Annotated in this window: 22 protein-coding genes; 5 read left to right on the top strand and 17 right to left on the bottom strand. The window is 44.1% G+C overall.

What is annotated here, in order from left to right; genetic code table 11:
* Positions 1–13: 13 nt before the first annotated feature.
* From L6410_RS01295 to L6410_RS01285, 3 genes are all read right to left on the bottom strand, one after another.
* The gene (locus tag L6410_RS01295; RefSeq protein ID WP_024391435.1) at positions 14–2,356 is read right to left on the bottom strand and encodes a hypothetical protein; all 2,343 of its coding nucleotides are present in this window, start codon (positions 2,354–2,356) and stop codon (positions 14–16) included.
* Entirely contained in the window at positions 2,353–3,237 is an 885-nt protein-coding gene (locus L6410_RS01290) for an ABC transporter ATP-binding protein (RefSeq protein ID WP_024391434.1), read from the bottom strand. Before L6410_RS01290 ends, L6410_RS01295 begins: the two co-directional genes overlap by 4 nt.
* A 69-nt stretch (positions 3,238–3,306) precedes the next feature.
* Positions 3,307–3,519, bottom strand: coding sequence for a hypothetical protein (locus L6410_RS01285; protein WP_024391433.1), 213 nt, complete (start codon positions 3,517–3,519; stop codon positions 3,307–3,309).
* A gap of 130 nt (positions 3,520–3,649) precedes the next feature.
* Here L6410_RS01285 and L6410_RS01280 point away from each other — a divergent pair, with 130 nt between their 5' ends.
* Entirely contained in the window at positions 3,650–4,510 is an 861-nt protein-coding gene (locus L6410_RS01280) for a helix-turn-helix domain-containing protein (RefSeq protein ID WP_237395650.1), read from the top strand.
* A 72-nt stretch (positions 4,511–4,582) separates the two neighbouring features.
* On the opposite strand, the gene L6410_RS01275 is transcribed toward L6410_RS01280, so the two are convergent.
* The 13 genes from L6410_RS01275 to dhaS form a co-directional block, all read right to left on the bottom strand.
* Positions 4,583–4,843, bottom strand: a complete 261-nt coding sequence (locus L6410_RS01275) for a type II toxin-antitoxin system RelE family toxin (protein ID WP_024391431.1) — start codon at positions 4,841–4,843, stop codon at positions 4,583–4,585.
* Between the two features lies 1 nt (position 4,844).
* The gene (gene relB, locus L6410_RS01270) at positions 4,845–5,066 is read right to left on the bottom strand and encodes a type II toxin-antitoxin system RelB family antitoxin (protein WP_024391430.1); all 222 of its coding nucleotides are present in this window, start codon (positions 5,064–5,066) and stop codon (positions 4,845–4,847) included.
* Between the two features lie 111 nt (positions 5,067–5,177).
* Positions 5,178–5,963, bottom strand: a complete 786-nt coding sequence (locus L6410_RS01265) for an L-threonylcarbamoyladenylate synthase (RefSeq protein WP_024391429.1) — start codon at positions 5,961–5,963, stop codon at positions 5,178–5,180.
* 340 nt (positions 5,964–6,303) lie between these two features.
* Positions 6,304–6,897, bottom strand: coding sequence for a 3-isopropylmalate dehydratase small subunit (leuD, locus tag L6410_RS01260; RefSeq protein WP_024391428.1), 594 nt, complete (start codon positions 6,895–6,897; stop codon positions 6,304–6,306).
* Entirely contained in the window at positions 6,897–8,288 is a 1,392-nt protein-coding gene (gene leuC, locus L6410_RS01255; RefSeq protein ID WP_024391427.1) for a 3-isopropylmalate dehydratase large subunit, read from the bottom strand. Before leuC ends, leuD begins: the two co-directional genes overlap by 1 nt.
* Complete coding sequence (leuB, locus tag L6410_RS01250) at positions 8,285–9,337, bottom strand: 3-isopropylmalate dehydrogenase (RefSeq protein WP_024391426.1); 1,053 nt, start codon at positions 9,335–9,337, stop codon at positions 8,285–8,287. Before leuB ends, leuC begins: the two co-directional genes overlap by 4 nt.
* A gap of 8 nt (positions 9,338–9,345) precedes the next feature.
* Positions 9,346–10,908, bottom strand: coding sequence for a 2-isopropylmalate synthase (locus L6410_RS01245; protein ID WP_024391425.1), 1,563 nt, complete (start codon positions 10,906–10,908; stop codon positions 9,346–9,348).
* A 657-nt stretch (positions 10,909–11,565) separates the two neighbouring features.
* Positions 11,566–11,799, bottom strand: a complete 234-nt coding sequence (locus L6410_RS01240) for a GlsB/YeaQ/YmgE family stress response membrane protein (RefSeq protein WP_024391424.1) — start codon at positions 11,797–11,799, stop codon at positions 11,566–11,568.
* 59 nt (positions 11,800–11,858) lie between these two features.
* Positions 11,859–13,100, bottom strand: a complete 1,242-nt coding sequence (locus L6410_RS01235; RefSeq protein WP_024391423.1) for an aminopeptidase — start codon at positions 13,098–13,100, stop codon at positions 11,859–11,861.
* A gap of 644 nt (positions 13,101–13,744) precedes the next feature.
* On the bottom strand, positions 13,745–14,347 hold the full coding sequence (locus L6410_RS01230; RefSeq protein ID WP_237395649.1) for a nitroreductase family protein: 603 nt from the start codon (positions 14,345–14,347) through the stop codon (positions 13,745–13,747).
* Positions 14,348–14,499: 152 nt separating this feature from the next.
* Positions 14,500–18,891 carry a PolC-type DNA polymerase III gene (locus L6410_RS01225; protein ID WP_237395648.1) on the bottom strand — a complete coding sequence of 1,464 codons (4,392 nt, stop codon included), beginning with the start codon at positions 18,889–18,891 and terminating at the stop codon, positions 14,500–14,502.
* A gap of 121 nt (positions 18,892–19,012) precedes the next feature.
* Positions 19,013–20,002, bottom strand: a complete 990-nt coding sequence (gene dhaQ / locus L6410_RS01220; RefSeq protein WP_237395647.1) for a DhaKLM operon coactivator DhaQ — start codon at positions 20,000–20,002, stop codon at positions 19,013–19,015.
* Between the two features lie 10 nt (positions 20,003–20,012).
* Positions 20,013–20,558 (bottom strand): dihydroxyacetone kinase transcriptional activator DhaS, encoded by a 546-nt coding sequence (dhaS, locus tag L6410_RS01215; RefSeq protein WP_237395646.1) that lies wholly within the window; start codon positions 20,556–20,558, stop codon positions 20,013–20,015.
* Between the two features lie 145 nt (positions 20,559–20,703).
* Between dhaS and dhaK the strand changes: the two genes are divergently transcribed.
* From dhaK to L6410_RS01195, 4 genes are read left to right on the top strand one after another with little or no spacing between them, the layout of a single operon-like run.
* Positions 20,704–21,693, top strand: a complete 990-nt coding sequence (gene dhaK, locus L6410_RS01210) for a dihydroxyacetone kinase subunit DhaK (protein WP_237395645.1) — start codon at positions 20,704–20,706, stop codon at positions 21,691–21,693.
* A 10-nt stretch (positions 21,694–21,703) separates the two neighbouring features.
* Positions 21,704–22,279, top strand: coding sequence for a dihydroxyacetone kinase subunit DhaL (dhaL, locus tag L6410_RS01205; RefSeq protein WP_237395644.1), 576 nt, complete (start codon positions 21,704–21,706; stop codon positions 22,277–22,279).
* Positions 22,276–22,650, top strand: a complete 375-nt coding sequence (dhaM, locus tag L6410_RS01200; protein ID WP_141600231.1) for a dihydroxyacetone kinase phosphoryl donor subunit DhaM — start codon at positions 22,276–22,278, stop codon at positions 22,648–22,650. The genes dhaL and dhaM overlap by 4 nt, the downstream gene beginning before the upstream one ends.
* Positions 22,651–22,659: 9 nt before the next feature.
* On the top strand, positions 22,660–23,370 hold the full coding sequence (locus tag L6410_RS01195) for an MIP/aquaporin family protein (protein WP_237395643.1): 711 nt from the start codon (positions 22,660–22,662) through the stop codon (positions 23,368–23,370).
* 77 nt (positions 23,371–23,447) lie between these two features.
* Here L6410_RS01195 and L6410_RS01190 read toward each other — a convergent pair whose 3' ends face one another.
* Positions 23,448–25,310, bottom strand: coding sequence for a proline--tRNA ligase (locus tag L6410_RS01190; protein WP_237395642.1), 1,863 nt, complete (start codon positions 25,308–25,310; stop codon positions 23,448–23,450).
* Between the last annotated feature and the right edge of the window lie 45 nt (positions 25,311–25,355).

Here is a 25,355-nt window from a genome sequence, read left to right as displayed (position 1 = left end):
TTTTTTCTTTTTTTCATGAAAATAGCAGAGCTAACTGCCTAAAAATTTCCTGCCCATCCAAAATCAGGTCTTGAAAGAGGAGATAGTCCAGCAGAGCCAGCAAACCAGCTAGTAGGATGAAAACCACTAAGCGATTTGAAAACCGAACTTGCAAGAGATGATTGAGACTAACCAAGACAATTTCCAAGACAAGCAAGCCAAGCACCATAAATAAGAGATACTTAGCATTAGGAAGGAACCAAGCCCATAAATCCTGGTTACTCAAGCGATTAAGGAAAATCCCCCTCTCCGAATGCGAAAGCAAGATAAGGCCATCTTCCAGATAACCGATTCCTCCGACCAGACTATTGACTAGGAAAAGACTAGCTAGAAAGAGCATTGTAAAACAAAGAGTCTGCCCCAGTCCCAGCAACCACTTGGTGAGTAGAACCTTGCGCAAATCCACAGGCTGGATCTGATAGAGACGCCAGTTTTTCCCTGCAACCTCCACCGCCTTACCTCGACTGCCCAGCCAAACCGCCAGCAAGAGCACCAACAAATAGGCCGGACCATCAAAGAGAGAGCGCAGACTGCCAATACCTGACAGATCTCTGGAACGGTCCCAAGAAGGATCGTCTACTGGAACCAAGGCATCATTGGTATCAAAACGATTTTCCAAGCTGGTCAAAATGACATCCTTGCCCCGCTTGGTAGCAGGCACCCCAGCCTCCATCAGCTGCTGCCAGTAATACTGACTGACCTGATTGCGGGTCTGGTAACGGCGAAGATTATCTACCGTCTGACTGGCCCCAATATCACCATTGGCAAAAGCCTTCTCCTCTCTAGCCCATAGATAGACCTGCTCTGCCTCCAGCATAGCAAGGTGACTAGCCGGCAGAGCCTGAGGTTTTTCCTGATATACCTGCCATTGCTTGACATAGAGGTCCTTATAGACACGATATTCTTGCAAGAGACCAAGCCTCAGCTCCAACTCCTCTTGATAGCTCGTATCCTCTTTGACCAACTGCCTCAGACGGTTGATTTCCGACTGCAAACTCTCCACATAGGCCCCATCTTGCTCATAGGACTGGGCAACCAACTCCATCGAAACCCTCTCCTCCTGGGCAACCTCTTGCTTTTCTAGTCCCGTCAGTAGGGAAAAAAGCAGAGCTAGGAGCAAGTTTCCTAAGACGAGCCCTTTCCAAGAATTGAGCCGACTAAGGATGAGAACATCAAAAGACCAAACCTTGTCTAAACGCCCTGTGTCTAACTCCTTCTGATGCCCCACGGTCAAGACCAGTCTTTTCTTTTCTGTCAGCACATAATAAGCAACGAAAAGCCCAATGATCAGCAGGAGCAAGACATCCACCTCTACAAAGACCTGTGAAAATGCACCTGTGTCTAAAAAACTCGGAAAGGCAAGCAAGGGCAGAATTTGACCTGACCAACCAGCTACTGCACCTGCCTGATAGGAAAGCCCCAGAGCTAACAGTAACCCCGTCACCACAAAAGTCAGCCGACTGGCTAACAAGTGGTCCAAAAATCCAAAAAGTAGGCGAACAGCTAGGAGTAAGATTAGCCAAAAACCAAGCAAGATAAGCCCGTAAAGCCAAGAGCCTATCAACTGCCTCTGACCCAAAATCTCAACAGGAACTTGAAAACTAGATACAGCCAACTGACCTGTCAGCCCATCATAGACCAGGATAAAAAGTAAACCTATCCCCACAGCCAGCAAAAGCGAAAGCAAGGAAGCAACCAAACGCCTCATCCCCTGCAAACTCAGACTATCCCATTGCCGCAACTGCCAAACTTGATGCGCAAATGTCTTTTCCGCCAGCTGATTGGCAAGTAGAAAACCAAGCACCAAAAATACAGGAAGAAAACCAAACAAACTTTCTAAGTAGGCTTGAACAATACGCCCTGTTGACCAAGCCTTGTTTTCAGGACCATCAGGCAATTGGTAGGCAAGCAACCAGTCATTCCATCTGGCCAAACACTCGACTTCACTAAGCGTCAAGGATTGTCGCGTTTGAAAAAGCTGCCGATTGCGACTGATAAAATAGTCCAAATCCTGATACATGAGTTTGCGGTAGTTGGGGATAGCTTCAAACTTCCCCTCATCTAAGGCCTGACCGACACTTTCTATATCGGATTTCAAGCCCAGCATCCGTGGTGCTTCTTCTGACTCCTCCTCAATTTTTATATCTGCCAAGACACTAACCAATTCACTCAGTTCTTCTTTATAGGTTTCCACATAGGCCGCTTGGTGGACTTGCCTTTGCGAGATGGGAAGGTAGGCCAGACCTAAAAAACCCAGCACGAGCAAGCAGTAGAGAGGCGACCAGAGGATTTTCTTGATTTCAAAGTTCAGCCTCATATCCCCTCACCACCTTCCTCCACGTAGAGATCACGATAGAGGGTTTCCATATAGTCGCTGGCTTTTGTAAGGCCAGCCACCTGCTGGATTGGAATACGATCCAAACAATCCAGTAAATCTCGCTCGGGTAAGAAGATTTCCACCAGACCCTGCTCTGCCTTTTTCCACAAGAGTTGAGGATAATCCCGTAAAAATTCCTGAACCTGCTTGGAGTTTTCCACAGCAAGATGGTAATCATAATCCGCCGTCAACTCCACTTCTGTGGCAATCAACTTGCTGGCCTTGAGAAAATAAACCTGATTGGTCAGCTTCTCAATCTCCGACAGATGGTGGGAAGAAAGAAAAATGGCAACACCTTCTGCTTGTAGGTTTAGAAGAAATTCCCGCTGCTGGATGATATTGGTCGGGTCCAAGCCGATATGGGGTTCATCCAGCAACAAGAGCTTGGGCTTGGGAAGGACAGCCATGGCAAAGAGCAGCTTCTGCTTCATACCCATGGAATAGCCAGCCACCCGCTTTTTGACATAGTAGCCCATCCCCAGTTCTTCCACTAGGACATCCACTTCCTTTTTCCCCAGCTTGTGGGTGGCAGCCACATAAGTCAGATGGTCATAACCCGTCAACTGTGGATAAAGAGCTTGAGCATCCAACATGACAGACATATCCTGAAAAATCGCTCGGTCACTATTGGGCCGACCATTGATAGTTACCGACCCACGATCAACGGTTTCTGTATTGCTGATGATATTTAGGAGGGTGGATTTTCCCACACCATTGGGACCTACCAGGGCCACCAAGTCCCCCGCTTGCAACTCAAAGGACACATAAGACAAGACCTGGTGGGCACCGTATCGCTTACAGACATCGACTACTTTTAGCATAGAAACTCCTTTCTTTGGAGAAATGGCAGAGCAAAACAACAGCCTTTCATCAGCATATTATTGGCTAGACTACTTCTTGAAAGCCTTATACAGCAAATAAAGCCCCACAAGAACGCCTAGACTAGCAGCAGGTTTTAAAAATAGTACATGAATAAATGAATTTAGCCAGAGCCAAATCTCTCTATCTACAATCTGAATCGGGTCCATATGAAACAATAGGACACTACACGAAAGAACAATGACACTACTTAAAAATAAAGTACTTTTATCAATCTGTTTCATTAGGTTACTCCTTTTATCAACCTATTTTTATATGCAGAAAAACAATATTTCCACATTATTATGATATACTATTTTTATAATGCTAATTCATTTTGTTGCAAATAATCACATTTTTTGAAGGAGTTTGAACATGAGATGGAATTACGGAAGTGTTTATAAGAGCATTCGGAAAAGTAAACGTTTGAGTCAGGAGCAGATTTGTGGGGATTATATCAATCGAACGACCTTGGTACGTTTCGAGAAAAATCAGAACATTCCTAGCTATGAGCTCATGCGTTTCTTACTCAAACAGGTGGATATGAACTTCGAGGAGTTTGAATACCTCTGTAACTACTATCAGCCTAGCCAACGCCAACAATTGCTCTATGATATAGATAATCTCAAAAATCCGACCACTAAGACCATGGAGGATTTGATAAAGCGTTGCCACAACCATTTGAAAAAAGAACCAGATGATGGTCCTATCCGTCGAAAATGTCAACTTTTAAAAACTGTAGTAGCCGTTCGAAACAGTACTTCTTTCAATCAACTTTCCGAAGAAGCTGAAACTCTTTCTAAGCTCCTCTGGTCAGAATTGGAGCGATATGACAACTGGTACCATAATGATATTATCTTAGTCGGTACTCTCTTATCCAAGATTTCTTCACTTGATACTCTTGAAGAAACTGCCAATCTTCTTCTAAAGCGATTAGAAAAATACAAGGATTACAAGAAAATTCAACCCACTATACTGTCACATTATCGATCACTTTCTTATTTTTTCTTGGAACAAAGACAGTACAGTAAGTCTACTTTTTTCGCCACCAAACTCATGGACCTAGCTAAGAAAGAAAAACGCTATGATCAACTAGCCCGTGCCTATGTCTATCTAGGTATAGCCCAAAACAAGCAAGAACTGATGGAAAAAGGGTTACAAATCTTAGAACTGACAGACGAGCAAAACCTATTCGACAACCTCCAATCACTTATCAAACAACACCAAACTGACTGAAATCTCGGTCAGTTTTTTCTGGTACAAAAAAACGACCCTTTCGGATCGTTCTACCTTATATTAGACCAGCTTTTAATAAATATCTCTACGATGACCAAATTCAAGTGCCAGAATAACCATCCTATCATCCTGAATATCGCAAATCAGCCGATAATCACCGATACGATAACGCCACTCATTGGCATGGTCCCCTGTCAATCCCTTGCCATGCAACCTCGGATTAACTGTACCGTCTAAGTGTTTATCCACCCATGCAAATAATAATCTTTGGATTTGCTTATCCAATTTTCTGATTTGTTTCTGCGCCTTCTTAGAATACTCTACATGAAACATATTACAGACCAAGTTCCTTCTTGAAATCAGCATGACTGATGGTTTCAGGATCTTTCTGGTACTCCTCGTAGGCTTGATGGTAAATGCTCAAATCATACTCATCCTCAATATCACGCTCAAGCGCCTTCTTAAATAAACTTGAAAGACTTTGACCAGTCAATTGAGCATAGCTCTTGAAAAATACTTCTTCCTCTTTGTTTAATCGGATAGTTACTGTACTCATCAGTTCACCTCACTTCTTTGTGTTACATTGTAACACATTTTGCGAAAATTGTAAACCAATACTAGATAGATTAGAGCAAAAAACGACCCTTTCGGATCGTTCTCAATTATCTTAGTAATATTCCCCTTGTCTATAATCCCAAGAGTTGAAGTGATCAGACAAGTGCATCATAATTTTATCGATGTCCAGACCCTTACGGATGACAACTGGGCATGGGCTGATAGAACGGCTATCTGCACCTTGTTCTGGAATCAGTTTACCATCTTTGTCTACCATAGACACCATAACCCCTTGCTCATAGCGGGTTTCAATGGTCTTGTCTGGCTGGATAGAGGCCACGTAGTCATCCGCCTCGATAATCAAATCTACCTTAGACGCGATACGCTCACCGATACCTTCTACCTTACCACGATTTCCTTTACCTGATGGGTTAGCAGATGAAGCGTAGACCATACGGCCTTCTTTTTCCCACATTTCCTTAGCAATCTGCTCGCCAGCCACACCAAACTTGATAACAAAGCAAGAAGTACCACGAACGTCGGTCATCAACTCTTCACGACCATCGCCATAAGCCTGCAACTTGGCGTAAGCCTCTGGTTTCCAAGGCAGGATACAACCCAACAAAATGTCCTCATCCCAATGTTTTTGGTAGAAAGCATCAATCTCAGGAGTCAACTGAGCCAACTCACGAAGCTCCTCCATGCTACCACAAAGGACCACACCCGGCTTATTACGCTTGCGCTCTTTGGCATCAAATTTACGCTCCAAGCCAGCCTTGTCAGATGTCATGATGATGTAGCCAACCTTAGTCGGGCAGACAATCACGCCCCCCTCACCCTTGATAATGTCAAGACCTTCTTGTGAAAGTGCGCCATCCCAGTGAATTTGTTTCGTCATAATAATTTCCTCTTTTCTTTTATTTCATAGCAGAGCGACCTGCATGTTTTCTTCATATTTTGTAGGAGTCTTTCAGTTTGCTTTTAGTACTAGCTCTAACTGTCTGGGAGACAGTTAGAGGTTGGAGATAAAACGAACATTGTTCGTGTCAACGAGCCGCAGATAGATTCAACAGTCAGAGTAGTGACTGTTGAAGTTTTAAAATCATACTTACGATAGTAAGTAACGCTTGTAAAGTACGGCAAAGCGAGTTCAAATAATGATGAAATTATTTGAAGTTGGAAATAGGGAAACGGAGTTTCCTCGTTCGTCGCAGTAATAAAAGATAAAATGGAAGACTCTAGTTTTGCCAGTAGCTTGGTCTATTCAGTTCATACTCAGCAATCAAATCCTGATACTGCAATGTAATACCAATATCATCCAAACCATTGAGCAACTTGTGTTTCCAGTCCTGTTCGATGTCAAATGGGAATTCCCCAAAAGGCGTCCGTATCAACTGGTCTGCCAAGTCAACCGTGATTTCTTGGTCAGGAGCCAGCTGAGCCAGTTGGTCCCTGACTTCTTTGGGCTGGATAATGGGCAGAATGCCGTTGTTCAAGTCATTGTTGTAATGAATATCTCCAAAGGAGCCTGCAATGATGACCTTGAAGCCATAATCTGCCAGAGCCCAAGCAGCGTGTTCCCTAGAGGAACCTGCTCCGAAGTTATCCCCAGATATGAGGATACTAGCTCCTTGATACTCAGGCTGATTGAGAATGAAGTCAGGATTATCCGTGTAGTTATCATCCAAATACCGCCAAGCATAGAGCAGATACTTGCCAAATCCTTTTTTGTCAATCAGCTTGAGAAACTGCTTGGGCAGGAGTTGGTCAGTATCAATATTATCATTCATGAGCGGAACGGTTGTTCCTGTCCATGTGGTAAATTGGTGCATTAAACTCCCTCCTTGAGAATGTCTAGCTGTCTAGTGTCGACAAATCGTCCAAAAAGCGCAGCTGCGGCAGCCATAGCAGGACTACACAAGTGGGTCTTGGCCCCAAAGCCCTGTCGGTCTTCAAAGTTTCGATTACTTGTAGAGGCGCAGTGGACACCAGCAGGTACCTTGTCTGGATTCATACCCAGACACATGGAGCAACCTGGATCTCGCCATTCAAAGCCTGCCTCCATGAAAATTTTGTCTAGCCCAAGCTTTTCTGCAGCTCGCTTGACAGGGCGACTACCTGGAACGACAATGGCCGTAACCTGCTCTGCTATATTCCGCCCCTTAACAATCCTAGCTGCCAGCTGCAAATCGCTGAGGCGAGCATTGGTACAAGAGCCTAGGAAGACATAGCCAACGGGAATGTCCGCAGCCTTTTGCCCTGGAGCCAAGTCCATGTAAGCGTAGGCCCGCTCGTCGTTGTGGTCACGGATGGCTGGGAAGGTTTCGTCAAAGCTAACCCCCATAGCAGGCGTGGTCCCCCAAGTGACCATCGGTGCTAAGTCCGACACATCAAGGACTAGATGCTTGTCATAGACGGTGTCGGCATCTGAGTAGAGCTCCTTCCAGTCTGCCACCGCCGCCTCAAAGTCCGCTGGTGCACACTCACGACCTCGCAGGTAGTCAAAAGTGGTCTGGTCTGGAGCCATAATGCCCATCTTAGAGCCGAACTCAATGGACATATTACAAATGGTCATCCGCTCTTCCATGCTGAGTCGGTCGATGACTGGACCAGCAAACTCCACCACATGACCCAAACCACAATCCACGCCGTAGCGGGCAATCAGAGCCAGGATAAAGTCCTTGGCATAGACACCTGCTTGGGCCTGACCGACAAACTCCACTAGGAGTCGCTTAGGTTTGACCTGCCAGATTGTTTGGGTAGCGAGAACGTGCTCCACTTCGGAAGTGCCGATCCCAAAGGCAATGGCTCCAAATGCTCCGTGGGTCGCCGTATGGCTATCCCCACAGACAATGAACTTACCTGGCTGGGTCCGACCTGTTTCTGGTCCAACCATGTGGACAATGCCCTGATGTTCCGAACCGTGGGCTACGTGGGGAATGTCGAAATCTTCTATATTCTTCGCCAAGGCATCCATCTGAGCCTTGGAAATGACATCACGGATATTGTGAATATCGACGGTTGGTACGTTGTGGTCAAAAGTCGCAAAGGTCAAGTCTGGGCGCCGAACAGGTCGCCCTGTATCCCTCAGTCCTTGAAAGGCCTGGGGACTGGTCACCTCATGAACATAATGTTGGTCGACATAGAGGAGCTGGGGCTGACCTTCCTGCCCTGTAATCACATGGCGATCCCATAGCTTGTCAAAAATGGATTTGCCACTCATGTTGACCTCCTTTCAAGCTGTTCAATAATAGTCGCGGTTATTTCTTTGGTAGAGGCGCTACCACCTAGGTCTTTAGTGAAAATCCCCTTGGCAAAGACTTCTTCAACGGCTTGGCGAATGCCCTGACCTGCTTGGATCAAATCAAAACTTTCTTCCAGCATCATGGCAACAGATAGAATCATACTGACAGGATTGGCAATGCCCTGACCTGCAATATCGGGTGCCGAACCATGGATAGGTTCGTAGAGACTGGGACCTGCCACCGCATGACTAGCAGAAGGCAGAACCCCTAGCGTTCCTGTTAATACGCTGGCCTCATCCGACAAAATATCTCCGAAAAGATTTTCCGTCACCAAGACGTCAAATCGACTAGGATTGGTAATCAAAAGCATGGCTGCACTATCCACCAACTGGTGCTCCAAGGTCACATCTGGGTAGTCCTTAGCCACCTCATCCGCTACCTTCCGCCACAATTTTGACGTCGCCAGTACATTTTGCTTATCAATGCTGGTGACTTTTTTCCGTCTTTTTCGGGCTAGGTCAAAGGCAGAGCGGACAACCCGCTCAATCTCTTCTGCCTGATAGGTATTGCTATCGCTGGCTTGGTCTGTCTCCAGAATATGCTCTCCAAAATAAATCCCACCTGTCAACTCTCGTACCATGACCAAATCCACACCGTCCAGCCGGTCGGCTTTCAGAGGAGAACAGTCTTTCAGGCTATCAAAAATTTTGACCGGACGGATATTGGCAAAGAGACCCAATTCCTTCCGAAGTTGAAGCAAGCCTTGTTCTGGTCGAACAGCTGCATCATCATATTGAGGGCTACCGATAGCTGCTAACAAAATCGCATCCGCCTGACGGCAGGCTTGTAAGGTAGCATCTGGTAGAGGATGGCCAGCCGCATCAATCCCAGCGCCACCAAAAGCTCTCTCCTCAATCTCATAATCAAATCCTACTTGCCCAGCAACAGCCTCGAGGACTGCTAGGCCAGCCTCCATGATTTCAGGACCGATTCCATCACCAGCCAAGGCTACAATTTTTTTCGTCATATTTCCTCCTAGCTAGTTGGCAACTCTTTCTCAGATAGTTTCTTATCAATCTGTCCGCTATTTTCTTTCTGTACCATGACATTGGCATGAATATAGGCAATTGCAGAAGCCTTCAATACGTCAAAGTCAATACCAGAGGCGTTAAAGACGGTTTCTGTTGCCTTGTTTTCTACGGCGACAAGCACACGCGCTTGGGCATCAATTCCATCGGTAATAGCGTCAATATGATAGCGTTCTAAGCTGATTTCCTGCTGGAAGAATTGGTCAATGGCATTAAAGACAGCCTCAACCGAACCCTTGCCTGACTCAACAACAACCACTTCTTCCTCATCTTGATTGATAAAGGTAACTTGAGCCTGAATGCTTCCGTCAGACTGACTATCCAAACGCAAATCTTTAAATTGGAAACCATCACGATTGCTGATTTCTGTCCCAGCTACCAAAGCACGAATATCTGCGTCCGTGATTTTTTCTTTCTTGTCCGCCAGATTTTTAAAGCGAGCAAAGAGACCAGCAACGTCACTCTCTTCAAAATACAAGTCTAATTCTTTCAGCTTTTCCACAAAGGCATGGCGACCAGATAGTTTACCCAGTGGCAGAGAATTTTTCTTGACCCCTACCAACTCAGGTGTAATGATTTCATAAGTCAATGGATTTTTCAAGACACCATCTTGGTGAATACCTGACTCGTGAGAGAAGGCATTGCCACCGACCACCGCCTTATTGCGTGGAATGGCAATCCCTGAAAAGCGAGAGACTAATTCCGAAGTATTGAGCGTTTCCTTTAGGACAATTGGACTGGTCACATCATAGAAATCTTTCCGAATTTCAAGGGCAACAGCTACTTCTTCAAGGGCCGCATTTCCTGCCCGCTCACCAATACCGTTGATAGTTCCCTCGACACGACCGGCACCGTTTTTAATAGCTGAAAGGGTATTGGCAACAGCCATACCTAGGTCATTATGGCAATGGGGACTGAAAATAATCTCACGGTCCGATTTGACGTTTGTTGTCAAGTAACGGAAAATTTCTCCGTAGTGCTGAGGTGTCGTAAAGCCGACTGTATCTGGAATGTTGATGTAGGTCGCACCAGCATCTACCGCTGTCTGCACTACTTCTAGCAAATAATCCAACTCTGTCCGCGTTGCATCCTCTGGCGAGAACTCCACCACCTCAAAACGCTCACGGGCATAGCTGACATGTTCAGTAATTTGCGACAAAATTTCTTCTTTGGTCTTTTGAAGTTTATATTTACGGTGAATGGGACTGGTCGCAATGAAAACATGAATCTGCGGATACTTGGCATCTTTCAGAGCCTCATAACAAGCATCAATGTCTGACTTGACTGACCGAGCCAAACCTGTCACAGCCGTCTTGGTCATAGCCGCTGCAATCTGACGAACCGCTTCAAAAGAATCAGGACTGGCCGCTGGAAAACCCGCTTCAATGGCAGAGATCCCCCATTTCTCCAACTGCTTGGCAATGGTCACTTTTTCCTTGATAGAAAAATTCACACCAGGCGTCTGTTCACCATCCCGTAAAGTCGTATCTAAAAATTCAATCACACGCATAAGAATACCTTTCTAAACAACCTTCAACTTAAAAATATAAAATAACTCGGTAGCTAATTCATTAGTCTAAAGTTCTTGACAGTCCATTCAACTTACTTTTAGTACAAGGCAACGAGCTGAAGACAGTACTACAGTACGGCAAAGCGAGTTAACGCAGTAATAAAAGAAAAGGGAATGGACTGTGGTAAAAAGAAAACACCTCGAGGACTACTACCTGCGAGATGTTGTCAACAGCGCCCGCTTGGTAAGCCAAACAGGACTAATGCTACCTAGTGCACTAGCCCAACCGTCGCAACAACAAAGTAAAGTTTGTAGTGACTGGTTTCATTTGACTTTGTCCTTTCAGTGTTCTGGAACCTGTATTCACAGTTCAGCACTTCCATCTAAGGCTAGTATTTCAGCTACTCATCGTTAGTTTTTTTCAAAATACGTCAGTATTCCCTCAAAAAACTGCCTTGATTAGCGAAAAACTATCTCTTATATACAAGCACTTCACTTGTGAATACAGGTTCTTGGTTGTTTACAATAATACCTTACTTTTTTTCACTTGTCAATAGAAAAATGGAAATTTTCTGAAAAATCCGAACAATACGGCAATTCATGCAAATTCACATAATAAATAAAGCCAAGCTCTTTTTCAAAGCTCGGCTATATTTATTAACTCCGTCTTGAACTTGAAAAAATGGCCACCAACAATACTGCTCCAAAGACTGACGGTACCAGGGCCATGCCAGCAAATTGTGGCCCCCAATCACCAAAGAGCAACTGCCCAATCCACGAACCAGCAAGCCCAAGGATAATATTTCCCAGACAACCACGACGATCGTCTGACGAAGTAAGTGCTCCTGCAATCATACCAATTATGGCACCTGCGATAATACTTGTTAACATCTTATTTTCCTCCAATATTTACAAAATAAGACTGGTTGCCCAGTCTTATAAGATGACTATTAGATAGCCCACTCACCGTCGCGGAAGATAGGGACGCGAGTTCCATCTTCACGAATGCCATCAATGTTCATTTTGTTTGAACCAATCATGAAGTCAACGTGGACATCAGAACGGTTGAGACCTGCTTCTTTCAACTCTTCTTGGCTCATTTCTGTACCACCTTCAATTGAGAAAGCATAGGCTTGCCCGATTGCCAAGTGGTTTGAAGCATTTTCATCAAAGAGAGTATTGAAGAAAGTTACACCTGATTGAGAGATTGGGCTCTTGTCTGGAACAAGGGCAACTTCACCCAGACCGCGTGCACCAGCATTGTCAAAGACCAGTTTCTTCATGACTTCATCGCCTTTTTCAGCAGTCACATCTACAATCTCACCATCTTTAAAGGTTACTTTGATACCTTCGATAATATTGCCGTTATAGCTAAGCGGTTTTGTAGAAGTTACATAACCATCGGCCACACGATAGTCAGGTGCTGTAAAGACCTCTTCTGTTGGCATGTTGGCAATAAACTTCTCACCTTGGGCATTGATCGAACCAGCCGCTTCCCATAAGTGGTTTTTCGGCATACCGAGAACGAGATCGGTTCCTGGTGCTGTGTAGTGCAATTTGACAAATTGCTCGTCATTAAGAACCTTAGCTTTTGCTACCAAGCGTGCTTCATGCTCTTCCCAGGCTTTGATTGGATCTTCTTCGTAGATACGGCAAGTCTTGAAAATTTGGTCCCAAAGTAGATCTACTGCTTCTTCGTCAGACGTTGCATTCGGGAACACTTTTTTGGCCCATTCCAAACCAGATGCTGCACCAAGTGTCCAGCTGATTTTGTTAGCTTGAGTGGCTTGACGCATTGGGTTCAATGCTTGGCTGATTGCGCGTGCACTGCGAGACAATTTCTCAGGGTCAACACCATCGTATGCACCAGGATCATCAGACAAGACAACCAAACGACTAGATTTGTGCTCTAATAAATAATTCATTTCAGTAACACGTTGTGGGTGAACTTGTTCCAAGCGTTCTACATCTACATTGACCAAACGTTCGCGAGCAATGACATCATCTGACCAGTTCACTAAGACTTCTGCTGCACCGAGTGCATAAGCTTCTTTAACGATCAAACGGGCTAACTCAGCCTGATCAACAGCAATTGTCAATTGGACTGTATGACCTGGTTGGACATTGATACCAGTTGATACCAAAAGTTTCGCGTATTTCGCAAGATTTTCTTTAAAATTAGGTAATACCATGTTCATCTCCTTAGGTTATTATACTAGATTATTGTATCATATTTTGGTAAAGGGCAGATAAAAAAACTTCCTGCAAAACAGGAAGTTAGTGGGAAGGTTGTGTCATATTCACTGAAGCTTTACACTCAACTAGGCAAGCTGACAAGGGATATTTCCAATTTTCGCAGAATAAAGTTTTCATTTTGCTTTTAGTACTAGCTCTAACTATCTGGGAGATAGTTAGAGGTGGGAGATAAAACGAACAGAGTTTGTGTCAACAGCTGCAGGCTACTTCAACAGTCAGGGTAGTGACTGTTGAAGGTTGGAAATCTTACTTACGATAGTAAGTAACACTCGTAAAGTACGCCAAAGCGAGTTCAAACAATCCAGTGGATCGTTTGAAGTTGGAAATAAGGAAACGAAGTTTCCCCATCTGCCGACGTAATAAAGCAAACTATAAGTATGTATACTCAATGAAAATTGAAGTCAGACTAGGCGACGCAGATGTAGATCGAACTTAAGTTCATCACATCAAGTCAACAACGTCTGATCCCATCGCAGGGTAAAGTTTTCAGTTTGCATTTAGTACTAGGCAACGAGCCGCAGACATAACTGGAGTTAGGCAAGGCGAGTTAACGACGTAATAAAGCAAACTGTAAACTTTATTAGTTACCAAAAACCTTTACACGGTCCCCATCCGCCATGTAATCTTTTTCCCCTGCTGGAGCTGCGATGCTACCGAATGGAGCTTGTGCACGAAGTTTCCAGTTAGCTGGGATACCGTATTTTTCAGCAACTTGTGCATCTACCAATGGGTTGTAGTGTTGCACGTTCATACCGATATTTTTCTCAGCAAATGCCAACCAAACTGCGTACAAGTTGATACCATGAGCTTGTTCAGACCAGATTGGGAAGTTTTCTGCATAGAGTGGGAAGCTTTCTTGCAAGCCTTTAACTACGTCTTGGTCTTCGAAGAACAAGATCGTACCTGCACCTGCAGCAAAGCTAGCCAAACGACCTTTAGTGCCTTCAAACGCTTCTGCTGGCGTTACTTTTTCCAATTCGATGTAGGCAATTTCGTTCCAGAAAGCTTCTGATTCAGCACCAAAAAGTACTACTGCACGACTTGATTGTGAGTTGAAAGCTGATGGTGATTCCTTCATAGCTTTCTCAACGAGAGCTACTACTTCTTCATTTGATACTGGCAATTCTTTACCGAGTGCATAAATAGTACGACGAGTTTCTTGAAGTTTTGCAAAATTTGACATTGAATTCCTCTTTTCTGTTTATTACTATCTAGTAATTTTTATCACTATGTAGAGATTATAAACCTATTCAAAAAAATAATCAAGGGTTTTGAATTCTTTTTTTGTAAAAAATCACTGTCTCTCAAAATAACGAGAAACAGTGACCTTCCTTATTAAAACAAATCATCAAATAAACTCAACTGGTTATCCTCTGGCATTTTACCCAGGATTCCCATTTCATCCATTTTTTCAACAAGCGTACCTGACAATCCTCCGCGTTTTCGGAGTTCAGTCTTGGAGAGAAATTCTCCTTCAGCACGTGCTGCAACGACCTGCTTAGCAACGTTTTCACCCAGACCATCCATGGCAATAAATGGAGGGATAAGGGTATCCCCCTCAATCAAGAACTCTGTAGCATGAGATTTGTATAAATCTAATTTACCAAACTTGAAACCACGTTCCAGCATTTCATTGACCAATTCAAGCGTGGTATAAAGATCCTGTTCAACGTTTGAAGCTTCGTTGTTCTTCTTTTTGAGGGCAATCTCTTCCATCTTGGACTTGACTTTATCCAATCCACCTGACATGGTCGCCAAATCAAAGGCCTTGGCCCGGATAGAGAAATAGGCACAGTAATAGTAGATTGGATAATGAACCTTGAAGTAGGCAACCCGCAAGGCCATCATAACATAGGCAGCCGCGTGGGCTTTGGGGAACATGTACTTGATTTTACCACATGATTCAATGTACCAATCAGGTACCTTGTTGTCCTTCATGGCTTGGATGTAGCCATTTCGCTCTTCCTCTGAAATCTTGAGCCACATCCCTTTCCGTACCCGTTCCATGATGTTAAAGGCCATTTTCGGTGGCAAACCAGCATGCATGAGGTACACCATAATGTCATCCCGACAACCGATAACCGTAGATAGGTCAGCAATCCCGGATTTGATTAAGTCTTGCGCATTGCCCAACCACACATCTGTACCATGTGATAGACCAGATAACTGAAGTAATTCCGAAAAAGTTGTTGGGTGGGTTTCTTCAACCATCCCTCGAACAAAGTTAGTCCCAAATTCCGGAATTCCTAACATACCAGTCGGTGTCCCAATCTGTTCAGGGGTAACACCTAAAATTTCTGTTCCTGAGAAAAGAGCCATGACTCCTTTATCATCTGCGGGAATCGTCTGTGGATCAATGCCTGACAAGTCCTGCAACTTCCGAATCATCGTCGGATCATCGTGTCCGAGAACATCGAGCTTAAGAACGTTTTCGTCAATATCATGGAAGTTAAAGTGAGTAGTTTGCCAACTTGCGGTAATATCATCAGCCGGGTATTGTACTGGGGTAAAGTCATAAACATCCATATAATTAGGAATAACAACAATCCCCCCCGGGTGCTGACCCGTTGTTCGTTTCACACCAGCTGCTCCTGCTGCTAAACGCTCCACTTCCACATCCCGGTAGAATTTTCCATAATCACGTTCATACCCACGTACAAAACCATAGGCCGTCTTAGCAGCTACTGTACCAACTGTTCCCGCACGGAAGGCATATTCCTCACCAAAAATCTTACGCACATCTAAGTGAGCAGATGGTTGATCATCTCCAGAAAAGTTCAAGTCAATATCGGGAACCTTATCTCCATCAAAACCTAGGAAGGTTTCGAAAGGAATATCCTGGCCATCTTTTTTATACTTGGTTCCACAATTGATACATACCTTATCTGGTAAATCAAAGCCTGAACCGTAGGAACCATCTGTAATAAATTCACTGTGCTGGCAATTTGGACAGACGTAGTGAGGAGGCATTGGATTTACTTCTGTAATCCCAATCATGGTTGCTACGAAACTAGAACCAACCGATCCCCGAGAACCAACTAAGTAGCCCCGTTCATTCGATCGTTGTACCAACATCTGCGATGCCAGGTAAATCACTGCAAACCCATTACCAAGAATAGAAGACAGCTCTTTTTCTATCCGCAAGTCAATAATATCTGGCAAAGGATTACCATAAATCTCAAAGGCTTTTTGATAGGTTAATTCAGCGACTGTTTCCTCTGCCTTTTCAATATAAGGAGTATACAGATCCGTCTTCACGACTTCTACATCTTCAAACCGATTCAGCATCGCATTAGGATTTGTAATGACAATCTCACGAGCTAAACTTTCTCCCAAGAAAGCAAACTCGTCCAACATCTCGCTGGTCGTTCTAAAGTGAGCCTTAGGCAGTGGAGCTGGTTGGGCATTTTCCCCATTTCCAATAGTCCAGTTAATCGGCGCACCTTGCCCTAGAGCCCGTACAATAATTTCCCGATAGATTTCTTCCTCGGGATCTATATAGTGAACATTCCCAGTCGCCAAAACTGGCAGTCCTGCCCTACGCCCTACCTCAATTAACTGCTTGATAGTTTCCTCAATCTCTGCAATATTCTTAAACTGTTCCTTGGCAATCATTGGTGCATACAGAGCTGGAGGCATAACTTCGATAAAATCATAGTAGGTAGCCTTTTTTACCGCATCATCCATTCCCTTGGACAGAAGCTCATCAAAAACTTCACCTTCTTGACAAGCTGTCCCTAGTATTAGTCCTTCGCGATGGGCATCCAGAACCGTTCTTGGTATGCGAGGAACACCTTCAAAATATTTAGTATTTGACAGAGATACGAGCTTGAAGATGTTTTTTAAACCAACTTGATTGGTGACATATAAAGTGGCGTGTTTGACACGAGCCTTCTTATAAGAATCTTCTACAATTAGTTCGGTATTGAGTTGGTTAAGATTCGCTATTTGATGTTTTTCAAAGGCATCTTTTAAGAAGATGAAGAGCAAGCGCCCCGTCGCCTCCGCATCGTAGTTCGCCATATGGTGATGTTCTAAGGCAACCCCAAATCGCTTTGTCAACGGCCCCAGACCATGTCGCTTATAATCTGGATATAGATTTCGAGCAAACTCCAAGGTATCAATCACAGGTTGACTAATCGTTGGAAGACCAGCCCGCTCGTAGTTGACATCCATAAAACCGACGTCAAAAGTAGCATTATGCGCAACCAAAATCGAACCCTGACAGAAGTCTTGAAACTCACGTAAGACTTGCTCAAGTGGTTTTGAGCCTCTCACATGTTCATCCGTAATCCCTGTCAACTCAGTCGTAAACTGACTCAGCGGATGACCTGGATCGATAAATTCATCAAATTCAGCAACGATATTTCCTTTATGCATTTTAGAAGCCGCAATCTGAATCAGGGAATTATTGACTGCAGATAGGCCTGTTGTTTCCACGTCAAAAACCACATAAGTAGCATCTGATAGCACCACATCTGCTACATTGTAGGCAATCGGAACAGAATCCTCAACGATATTAGCTTCCATTCCAAAGAGAGCTTTAATTCCGGCTTTTCGCGCAGCATGATAACCATGTGGGAAAGATTGAACGTTGCCGTGATCCGTAATCGCCACAGCCTTATGACCCCACGCTGCTGCACGCGCGATTAAATCCTCAACTGCTGGCAGGGCATCCATCGTTGACATATTGGTATGGGCGTGAAATTCAATACGTTTCTCATCGTCAGGCATCAGATCCTTACGAATTTCTTTTTTGACCTCTTGAACTTCCTGTACATTCATGGTTAAATCACGCGTGAAATTATTGGTCTCCACATTTCCACGAACCCTTAACCAGTTACCTTTTTTTACCATATCAAATTTTTGAGCCTCTTCTTCATTTTTAGCCCATTTCTGCATGGTAAAAGAAGATGTATAGTCGGTCATCTTGAAATTGATAATGACTCGTCCCGTCTTCGTGGTTTTCTGCTCAACATCAAAAACCAACCCTTCAAAGACAATACGATTTTCTTCACTGTCCACCTCAATCATCGGAGTAATATCCGCTTTCTCAATATTGACCTTAGCAGGACGGTTTTTCTTATATTCTGGGACAAATGGCTGAGCTGCCTCTGGTGGTGGAGCCATTTGAGATAGTTGTTCCAGGGCCGCTAAATTTTCCTCATTTGCCTGCTGGTAAATTTCTTCATTTTTTGCATGGAAAACCTCTGCCTGTTGTTGCGTCATTTCTTGGCAGACTTCAATATCTACAATTAGATTCCCAAAACCAAATCGCTTGTATTGTTCAACTAAATTCGGCAAATGATTCTTGCGAAAATGAGCTGTATCAATCGTTTCTGGTCCTTTTATCCACAGAACCCCGTCTCGATAAGTCACAGCAAGTGGCTGAAACAGTGCCCTGAACCCAGCACTCTGGCACAAATCTTCCATAAAAGCTTCTGGATAATAGGCTTCCACCAAACCCGCCTCAAAACGGTCCGCATCTGTTACCAAAGAAAATTGAATCTTGTTTCCTAGTTTTTCAAACTCTGTTTTCAAATGAGCCTTAAAGAGTTGATAATCTAAAAGTGGTAGGGGATTTTCAAAACGGAAGGTAAACTCCCATAATTTACTGACCTTGTGCAAGACCACTTTCTCAATCTTTGCAGTCGAAAAAGCCCCTGATTGTCGTGCATCAAGAGGCATCCCGATTTGTTGAAGCAAAAGCTGAAATTTATCTGACATGACCATTTCCTTTGTAATTAGTTAGAATCATTTTACCACAAATGGAGGAATTTTTCTTGGACTAAGAAAGAAAAACCTCTTAGATCATACCCTAAGAGGAACGGTTCAATGAAATGAAAATCTACCAAGCCAAGGCAGTTGTAGGAGCCTGTAAGAAATCCAACCACTTTTGGTCTTTGACACGACACAGAGTGACTGAAATTCCTCCCATATCAAGACTTGTCATAAATTTCCCAGTTTTAATAAATGAAATTCTTAGACCTTCTAATTCTAAAAATTGGCAAATGTCATTCAAAAAGATTCCTTGCTCAATCTCCGACATAGAACCAAGATTATTGACCAAAAGAATATACTCCTCGCCCTCCTTCCAACGGAATTTTAATTTTAATTTATTGACAATTTCATTCGCTAGTTGCTCAGAAGATTCAAATGCAACCGTCCGATAGCCCTCTTCTCCATGGATACCGATGCCGAAAGATATTTGTCCCTCTTCCAAATCAAACAAAGGCAGGGCGGCATTGGGCAAATAGGTCGACTTGGTCGCAAAACCGATGGTTGCAATTTCTGTTGCTATGGACAACCCCAATTGTTCCAATGCATTCAAATCATACCCAGAAAGAGCTGCTGCCCCTAGAATTTTATGCAATAGAATTGTCCCAGCTAGCCCCCTATGTCGCATACGGAAGTTGTTTTTCGTGTCAACAGAAATATCATCGTGGGATACAATATACTTTACCGCTATCCCTTCTTGTCGAGCCATTTCAATAGCTTTCCCAAAAGAAAGAAGATCCGCCTCAAAGTTTTTCACAATCAGAAAAACTCCCTTGCCCTTATCTACTGCACGAATGGCTGCCAAGACTTCTTCAGTGGTTGGGGGCATAAATATTTCTCCATATACTGCTGCAGTCAGCATTCCTTTACCGACGAAGCCAACATGGGCTGGTTCATGACCAGAACCACCGCCAGAAATAATCGGGACCGATTGACCATCCTGCATTTTCTGAAGCACAATTGGAAAACCACTAACTTTTTTCACTTCTACGTTCGTCCGACAAAAACCATCCATATATTCTTCAATAATCGTTGTTTGTCTATTCCTAATAAATACCATACATTCACTCCTACAAAATTGAAAATGACTCCCGCACAAGAGTTACCATTTGCTTCCAATAACTATGAATTTGACAAGGGGACTGAATCAGTCCCTCCTTTATCAGACCTATCCAAGCATTCGAGTGATAGAGAATCAAAAAATGCTTATCTTGTTGGGAAATCATCTTTCCCTCCTGTCGCTGGTACTCGTTGATAATTTTCTCCATCAAAACCATAAAGTAGCCTTCCAGATAACTAACAAAATCATTTTGTCCTTTAATTTCAAAAAGCTGACGATAAAAGATTTGATTGCTCTCGATATAATACAATAATTCTTCTAATAGCTTTAACCCACTGATATAGGTCAGATTATCTGTAACCTGCTCCTGCAATTCTGTCTCAAATATCCAGTCTAACAACTCATACTTATCTAAAAAATGGTTGTAAAAGGTTTGACGACGAATCCCTGCTTCTTGCATGATGTCGACAACTGAGATTTTATCAAAGGATTTTTGAGATAGCTGTTTTTTGAAAGCCTTTGCAATCCTTTTCTTTGTAATCAACGAGGTTGGCATATGTCACTTCCTTTCACTTCCTCTTTATTATACCCTATCATGCGTTTCTTTGAAATAAAAGGGACATTTTGGATTATCTGTCCCTTCCATTATTCGTTAGGACAAAGTACAATGAAAGCGTAAACAAAAACAAAGGAGTTTTCTCATGAAAAAAATTATCAATCAACCTGAACATGTCGTTGATGAAATGCTAAAAGGACTTGTCTTTATGCACCAAGATCTTGTCGATCGTATCGATGGATTTGATGTGATTATCCGCAAGGCTGAAAAAACTGGTAAAGTCGGCATCATCTCAGGAGGTGGCTCTGGTCACGAACCTTCTCATGCAGGCTTTGTTGGCAAGGGCATGTTGGCCGCTGCTGTATGTGGCGCAGTATTTACCTCACCAACCCCAGACCAAATCTTGGAAGCCATCAAGGCTGCTGACGAGGGAGCTGGCGTCTTTATGGTCATCAAAAACTACTCTGGCGACATCATGAACTTTGAGATGGCGCAAGAATTGGCGGAAATGGAGGGCATTGAAGTGGACAGTGTCGTTGTGGACGATGACATCGCTGTGGAAAACAGCCTCTACACCCAAGGACGTCGTGGTGTAGCAGGTACCATCCTTGTCCACAAGATTCTCGGTCACGCTGCAGAAACAGGCAAATCTCTAGCTGAGATTAAGGAACTGGCTGACCGTCTCGTCCCACAAATCAAGACTATCGGCTTAGCCCTATCAGGTGCTACGGTACCAGAAGTGGGCAAACCAGGCTTCGTCCTTGAAGAGGATGAATTTGAATACGGTGTCGGTATCCATGGCGAACCTGGCTATAAGAAAGAAAAACTCCAACCATCTGCAAAATTGGCAGAAGAATTAGTTGACAAATTGGCTGAAGGCTTTGGCATCCAAGAAGGTGAACATTACGGTATCTTGATTAACGGTCTTGGCGCAACCCCTCTGATGGAACAATATGTCTTTGCCAACAACGTTGCTCAATTGCTGGCTAAAAAAGGCGTGGTCGTTGACTACAAGAAAATCGGTAACTACATGACATCGATTGATATGGCTGGACTCTCATTGACCTTAATCAAACTAGAAGACCCAAGCTGGATTGACGCTTTGCAGGCCCCTGTTGAAGTGGTAGCTTGGTAGGAGAAAGACTATGGATGCAAAACAAGCATTGCTCTGGATGGAGACATTCAACAAGAAAATTCAAGAAAACAAAGATTATTTGAGTGAGCTAGATTCTCCAATCGGAGATGGAGATCACGGGGGCAACATGGCGCGAGGAATGGTTGCGGTCATGCAGGAGCTATCTGAAAAAGACTATGAGACTGCCGGCCAAGTCTTTAAAGTGGTTGCCATGCAACTTCTCAGCAAGGTTGGCGGTGCCTCTGGTCCTCTCTACGGCTCTGCCTTTATGGGTATTACTAAAGCCAGTCAAGCAGGCGCTGATTTGGCAGACACACTTCAAGCAGGTTTGGAGATGATCCAAAAACGCGGCAAGGCTGAATTGGGCGAGAAAACCATGGTAGACGTTTGGATTCCCGTCATTGCTGCCCTAAGAGAAAGCCAGCTGACAACGGAAATTATCCATAAAGCCGTTCAAGGGACAAAGGATATTACTGCAACCAAGGGCCGTGCGTCCTATGTTGGGGAAAGGTCTATTGGACACATTGATCCAGGTTCTTTCTCATCTGGACTTCTCTTTGAAGCCATGTTGGAGGTGGGACTATGACAAAGGTTGGTATCTTACTCGTATCCCATTCAAAAAATTTGGCACAAGGAATCATTGACCTCGTATCTGAAGTCGCAAAAGATATTCCCATCACCTATAGTGGCGGACTAGAAGATGGTAGCATCGGTACCAGCTTTGAAATCGTACAAGAGCGAATTGAGGCAAACTCTGCTGATACCCTCCTTGCCTTTTTCGACTTAGGTAGCGCCCGAATGAACATGGAACTTGCTGCCGATTTTACAGACAAACAAATTCTTATTCAAACCGTACCAGTCGTCGAAGGTTGCTATACTGCCGCAGCTCTCTTACAGGCTGGAGCTGACTTGGAGACTATTCTTGAACAATTAAAAGAACTGACAATCAATAAATAGGAGGTCAATATGAATCTGATTGGAGAATTACTTGGAACTTTCATACTAGTATTACTTGGAAATGGTGTGGTTGCATCCTGCATCCTCTCAAAAACTAAGGCTGAAAATAGCGGCTGGCTGACCATCGTACTAGGATGGGGCATCGCCGTAACAATCGCTGCCTACGTATCAGGAGTTTTTGGACCTGCCCACCTGAATCCAGCTGTCACTATCGCAATGGCATCTATCGGCTCCCTACCTTGGGCTGAAGTCCCAGGCTTCCTACTCGCTCAATTTGCAGGAGCAATGTTGGCATCCATAGTCCTCTATCTCCATTTCTACCCACATTGGCAGGAAACAAAAGATAGCGGAACAATCCTTGCTACCTTCTCTACTGGACCAGCTCTTCGTCACACTGCTTCAAACTTGCTCGGCGAGGCTCTTGGTACAGCTGTCTTAGTCATAGGAATCCTTGCAATTGGACCTAACAATGTCAGCGCTGGCCTCGGCCCAATCATCGTGGGACTTATCGTATTTGCAATCGGCTTCTCACTAGGATCAACGACAGGCTACGCAGTCAATCCAGCTCGTGACTTAGGTCCTCGTATCATGCACGCTATCCTTCCAATTCCTAACAAGGGAGATTCTGACTGGTCTTATAGCTGGATCCCAGTTGCTGGCCCAATTCTTGGAGGAGTCGCAGGAGCTATCCTCTATAACCTCCTACTAAATATGTTATAAAAAATAGGCTTGGGTGATTAGAACCAAGCCTATTTTATCAACAAAGACTTGGCTATCATCAACCAAGTCTTTTTCTGTTATTCATTTTCTTTTGTAAGGATTTGCAAGGTTTCAAGGAGTTGGTCCACATGGACTTCTACAGTATCACCTGTGCCCTTGATTTTCACTTCAACAATGCCATCCGCTGCTTTCTTACCAACAGTCACACGGATTGGCAAGCCAATCAAGTCACTATCAGAGAACTTCACGCCGACACGCTCATTTCGGTCGTCAGTTAAGACTTCATATCCTGCACCAACCAAACTTGCTTCGATAGCCTGAGTCAATTCCATTGCCGCTTCATCTTTGACATTAACTGGAATCAAATGCACATCAAACGGTGCCAATTCTTTAGGGAAGTTGATCCCCCAAGCGTAACGGTATTCACCTTTTGATGTCTTATTAACAAAGAGGCGAGCGTGTTGTTCAAGAACGGCTGACAAGAGGCGGCTAACACCGATTCCATAGCATCCCATGATAATCGGCATTGAACGACCATTCTCATCCAAGATGTTGGCATTCATACTGTCTGAATAGCGTGTACCGAGTTTGAAGATGTGACCGATTTCGATACCACGGGCAAAGTTGAGAACCCCGTGACCGTCTGGTGATAGCTCCCCTTCCTTGACTTCGCGAATATCCACATACTCAGTCACTTGGAAATCACGTCCTGCATTGGCACCTGTGTAGTGGAAACCGTCTTCGTTGGCACCAACTACAGCGTTCTTCACATCTTGAACCTTGCGGTCTGCAATAATCTTGATGTTTTCTGGCAAGCCGATTGGTCCAAGGGAACCAAAACCTGCACCGAAGACTTTTTCCGCATCCGCTGGGCCTGCTACATCAAAGAAATCTGCTCCAAGGTGGTTTTTCAACTTAACATCATTGACCTGGTCGTTGCCAACAAGTAGGGCAATAACAGGCTCCCCATCTGCCATAAAGAGCATGGTTTTAATGGTTTGCTCTTCCGCAACATTCAAGAAGGCGGCCACTTCATCAATTGTTTTTGCATCTGGTGTAGCAACTTTTACTAATGTCTCTTCAGCAACCACAGCTGTCCTTGGTTTGTACTCACTCGTTGCCATCTCTAAGTTGGCAGCGTAGCCAGATTCGCTTGAGTAAGCGATGGTATCTTCACCAGATACAGACCAAGCCAAGAGTTCTGCTTTAATCGCTTCAAGGACATCCTCTGGGATTTCCTCAAAAGAAGCAACCGATTTATCCAAGACAACCCAGCGATTTAGATCGGTACGGTCTGGGGTGATAGCCATAAATTCTTGACTATCCTTACCACCCATTGCACCACCATCACCGATAATGGCCTTAAACTCCAAGCCTGCACGAGTGAAGATTGCCTCGTAAGCCGCCTTGTAGTCATCGTAGGTCTGGTCCAGACTCTCATAGCTAGCGTGGAAGCTGTAGCCATCTTTCATGATGAACTCGCGACCACGGAGGAGACCATTACGAGGACGTTTTTCGTCGCGGTATTTTGGTTGGATTTGATAGATATTAAGCGGCAACTGCTTATAAGATTGAACTGCATCACGCGCTAAAAGTGTCACCGTTTCTTCGTGGGTTGGTCCCAAGATAAAATCAGAACCTTCGCGGTTTTTGAGTTTGTAAAGGTCATCGCCATATGTTTCGTAACGACCTGACTCACGCCAGATATCTGCTGACAAAAGCGCTGGCGCTAAAAATTCAATAGCATCAATTTTGTCAAACTCCTCACGCATGATTTTTTTCGTTTTTTCAATCACACGGTTTGCCAATGGCAAATAGCTGTAAATACCAGCAGAAATCTGACGGACATAGCCCGCACGCAACATCAAAGCGTGGCTAATCACCGACGCATCCGAAGGCATCTCCCGCAAAGTAGGGATAATCAATTTAGACTGTTTCATAATTTAAGATATAAGTGCGTTAAGAAAACGAAACGAAAATAGGAA

Source organism: Streptococcus parasuis (assembly GCF_021654455.1).
In the GTDB taxonomy this organism is placed as follows: Bacteria; Bacillota; Bacilli; order Lactobacillales; family Streptococcaceae; genus Streptococcus; species Streptococcus parasuis.
The sequence above is the reverse complement of the archived record's forward strand: the minus strand, read 5'-3'. Positions and strand labels throughout refer to the sequence as shown.

Bases quoted from the DNA above. Each gene is read 5' to 3' on its own strand.
- L6410_RS01295 (WP_024391435.1), bottom strand. From the start codon at position 2,356: ATGAGGCTGAACTTTGAAATCAAGAAAATCCTCTGGTCGCCTCTCTAC.
- L6410_RS01290 (WP_024391434.1), bottom strand. From the start codon at position 3,237: ATGCTAAAAGTAGTCGATGTCTGTAAGCGATACGGTGCCCACCAGGTC.
- L6410_RS01285 (WP_024391433.1), bottom strand. From the start codon at position 3,519: ATGAAACAGATTGATAAAAGTACTTTATTTTTAAGTAGTGTCATTGTT.
- L6410_RS01280 (WP_237395650.1), top strand. From the start codon at position 3,650: ATGAGATGGAATTACGGAAGTGTTTATAAGAGCATTCGGAAAAGTAAA.
- L6410_RS01275 (WP_024391431.1), bottom strand. From the start codon at position 4,843: ATGTTTCATGTAGAGTATTCTAAGAAGGCGCAGAAACAAATCAGAAAA.
- relB (WP_024391430.1), bottom strand. From the start codon at position 5,066: ATGAGTACAGTAACTATCCGATTAAACAAAGAGGAAGAAGTATTTTTC.
- L6410_RS01265 (WP_024391429.1), bottom strand. From the start codon at position 5,963: ATGACGAAACAAATTCACTGGGATGGCGCACTTTCACAAGAAGGTCTT.
- leuD (WP_024391428.1), bottom strand. From the start codon at position 6,897: ATGCACCAATTTACCACATGGACAGGAACAACCGTTCCGCTCATGAAT.
- leuC (WP_024391427.1), bottom strand. From the start codon at position 8,288: ATGAGTGGCAAATCCATTTTTGACAAGCTATGGGATCGCCATGTGATT.
- leuB (WP_024391426.1), bottom strand. From the start codon at position 9,337: ATGACGAAAAAAATTGTAGCCTTGGCTGGTGATGGAATCGGTCCTGAA.
- L6410_RS01245 (WP_024391425.1), bottom strand. From the start codon at position 10,908: ATGCGTGTGATTGAATTTTTAGATACGACTTTACGGGATGGTGAACAG.
- L6410_RS01240 (WP_024391424.1), bottom strand. From the start codon at position 11,799: ATGTTAACAAGTATTATCGCAGGTGCCATAATTGGTATGATTGCAGGA.
- L6410_RS01235 (WP_024391423.1), bottom strand. From the start codon at position 13,100: ATGGTATTACCTAATTTTAAAGAAAATCTTGCGAAATACGCGAAACTT.
- L6410_RS01230 (WP_237395649.1), bottom strand. From the start codon at position 14,347: ATGTCAAATTTTGCAAAACTTCAAGAAACTCGTCGTACTATTTATGCA.
- L6410_RS01225 (WP_237395648.1), bottom strand. From the start codon at position 18,891: ATGTCAGATAAATTTCAGCTTTTGCTTCAACAAATCGGGATGCCTCTT.
- dhaQ (WP_237395647.1), bottom strand. From the start codon at position 20,002: ATGGTATTTATTAGGAATAGACAAACAACGATTATTGAAGAATATATG.
- dhaS (WP_237395646.1), bottom strand. From the start codon at position 20,558: ATGCCAACCTCGTTGATTACAAAGAAAAGGATTGCAAAGGCTTTCAAA.
- dhaK (WP_237395645.1), top strand. From the start codon at position 20,704: ATGAAAAAAATTATCAATCAACCTGAACATGTCGTTGATGAAATGCTA.
- dhaL (WP_237395644.1), top strand. From the start codon at position 21,704: ATGGATGCAAAACAAGCATTGCTCTGGATGGAGACATTCAACAAGAAA.
- dhaM (WP_141600231.1), top strand. From the start codon at position 22,276: ATGACAAAGGTTGGTATCTTACTCGTATCCCATTCAAAAAATTTGGCA.
- L6410_RS01195 (WP_237395643.1), top strand. From the start codon at position 22,660: ATGAATCTGATTGGAGAATTACTTGGAACTTTCATACTAGTATTACTT.
- L6410_RS01190 (WP_237395642.1), bottom strand. From the start codon at position 25,310: ATGAAACAGTCTAAATTGATTATCCCTACTTTGCGGGAGATGCCTTCG.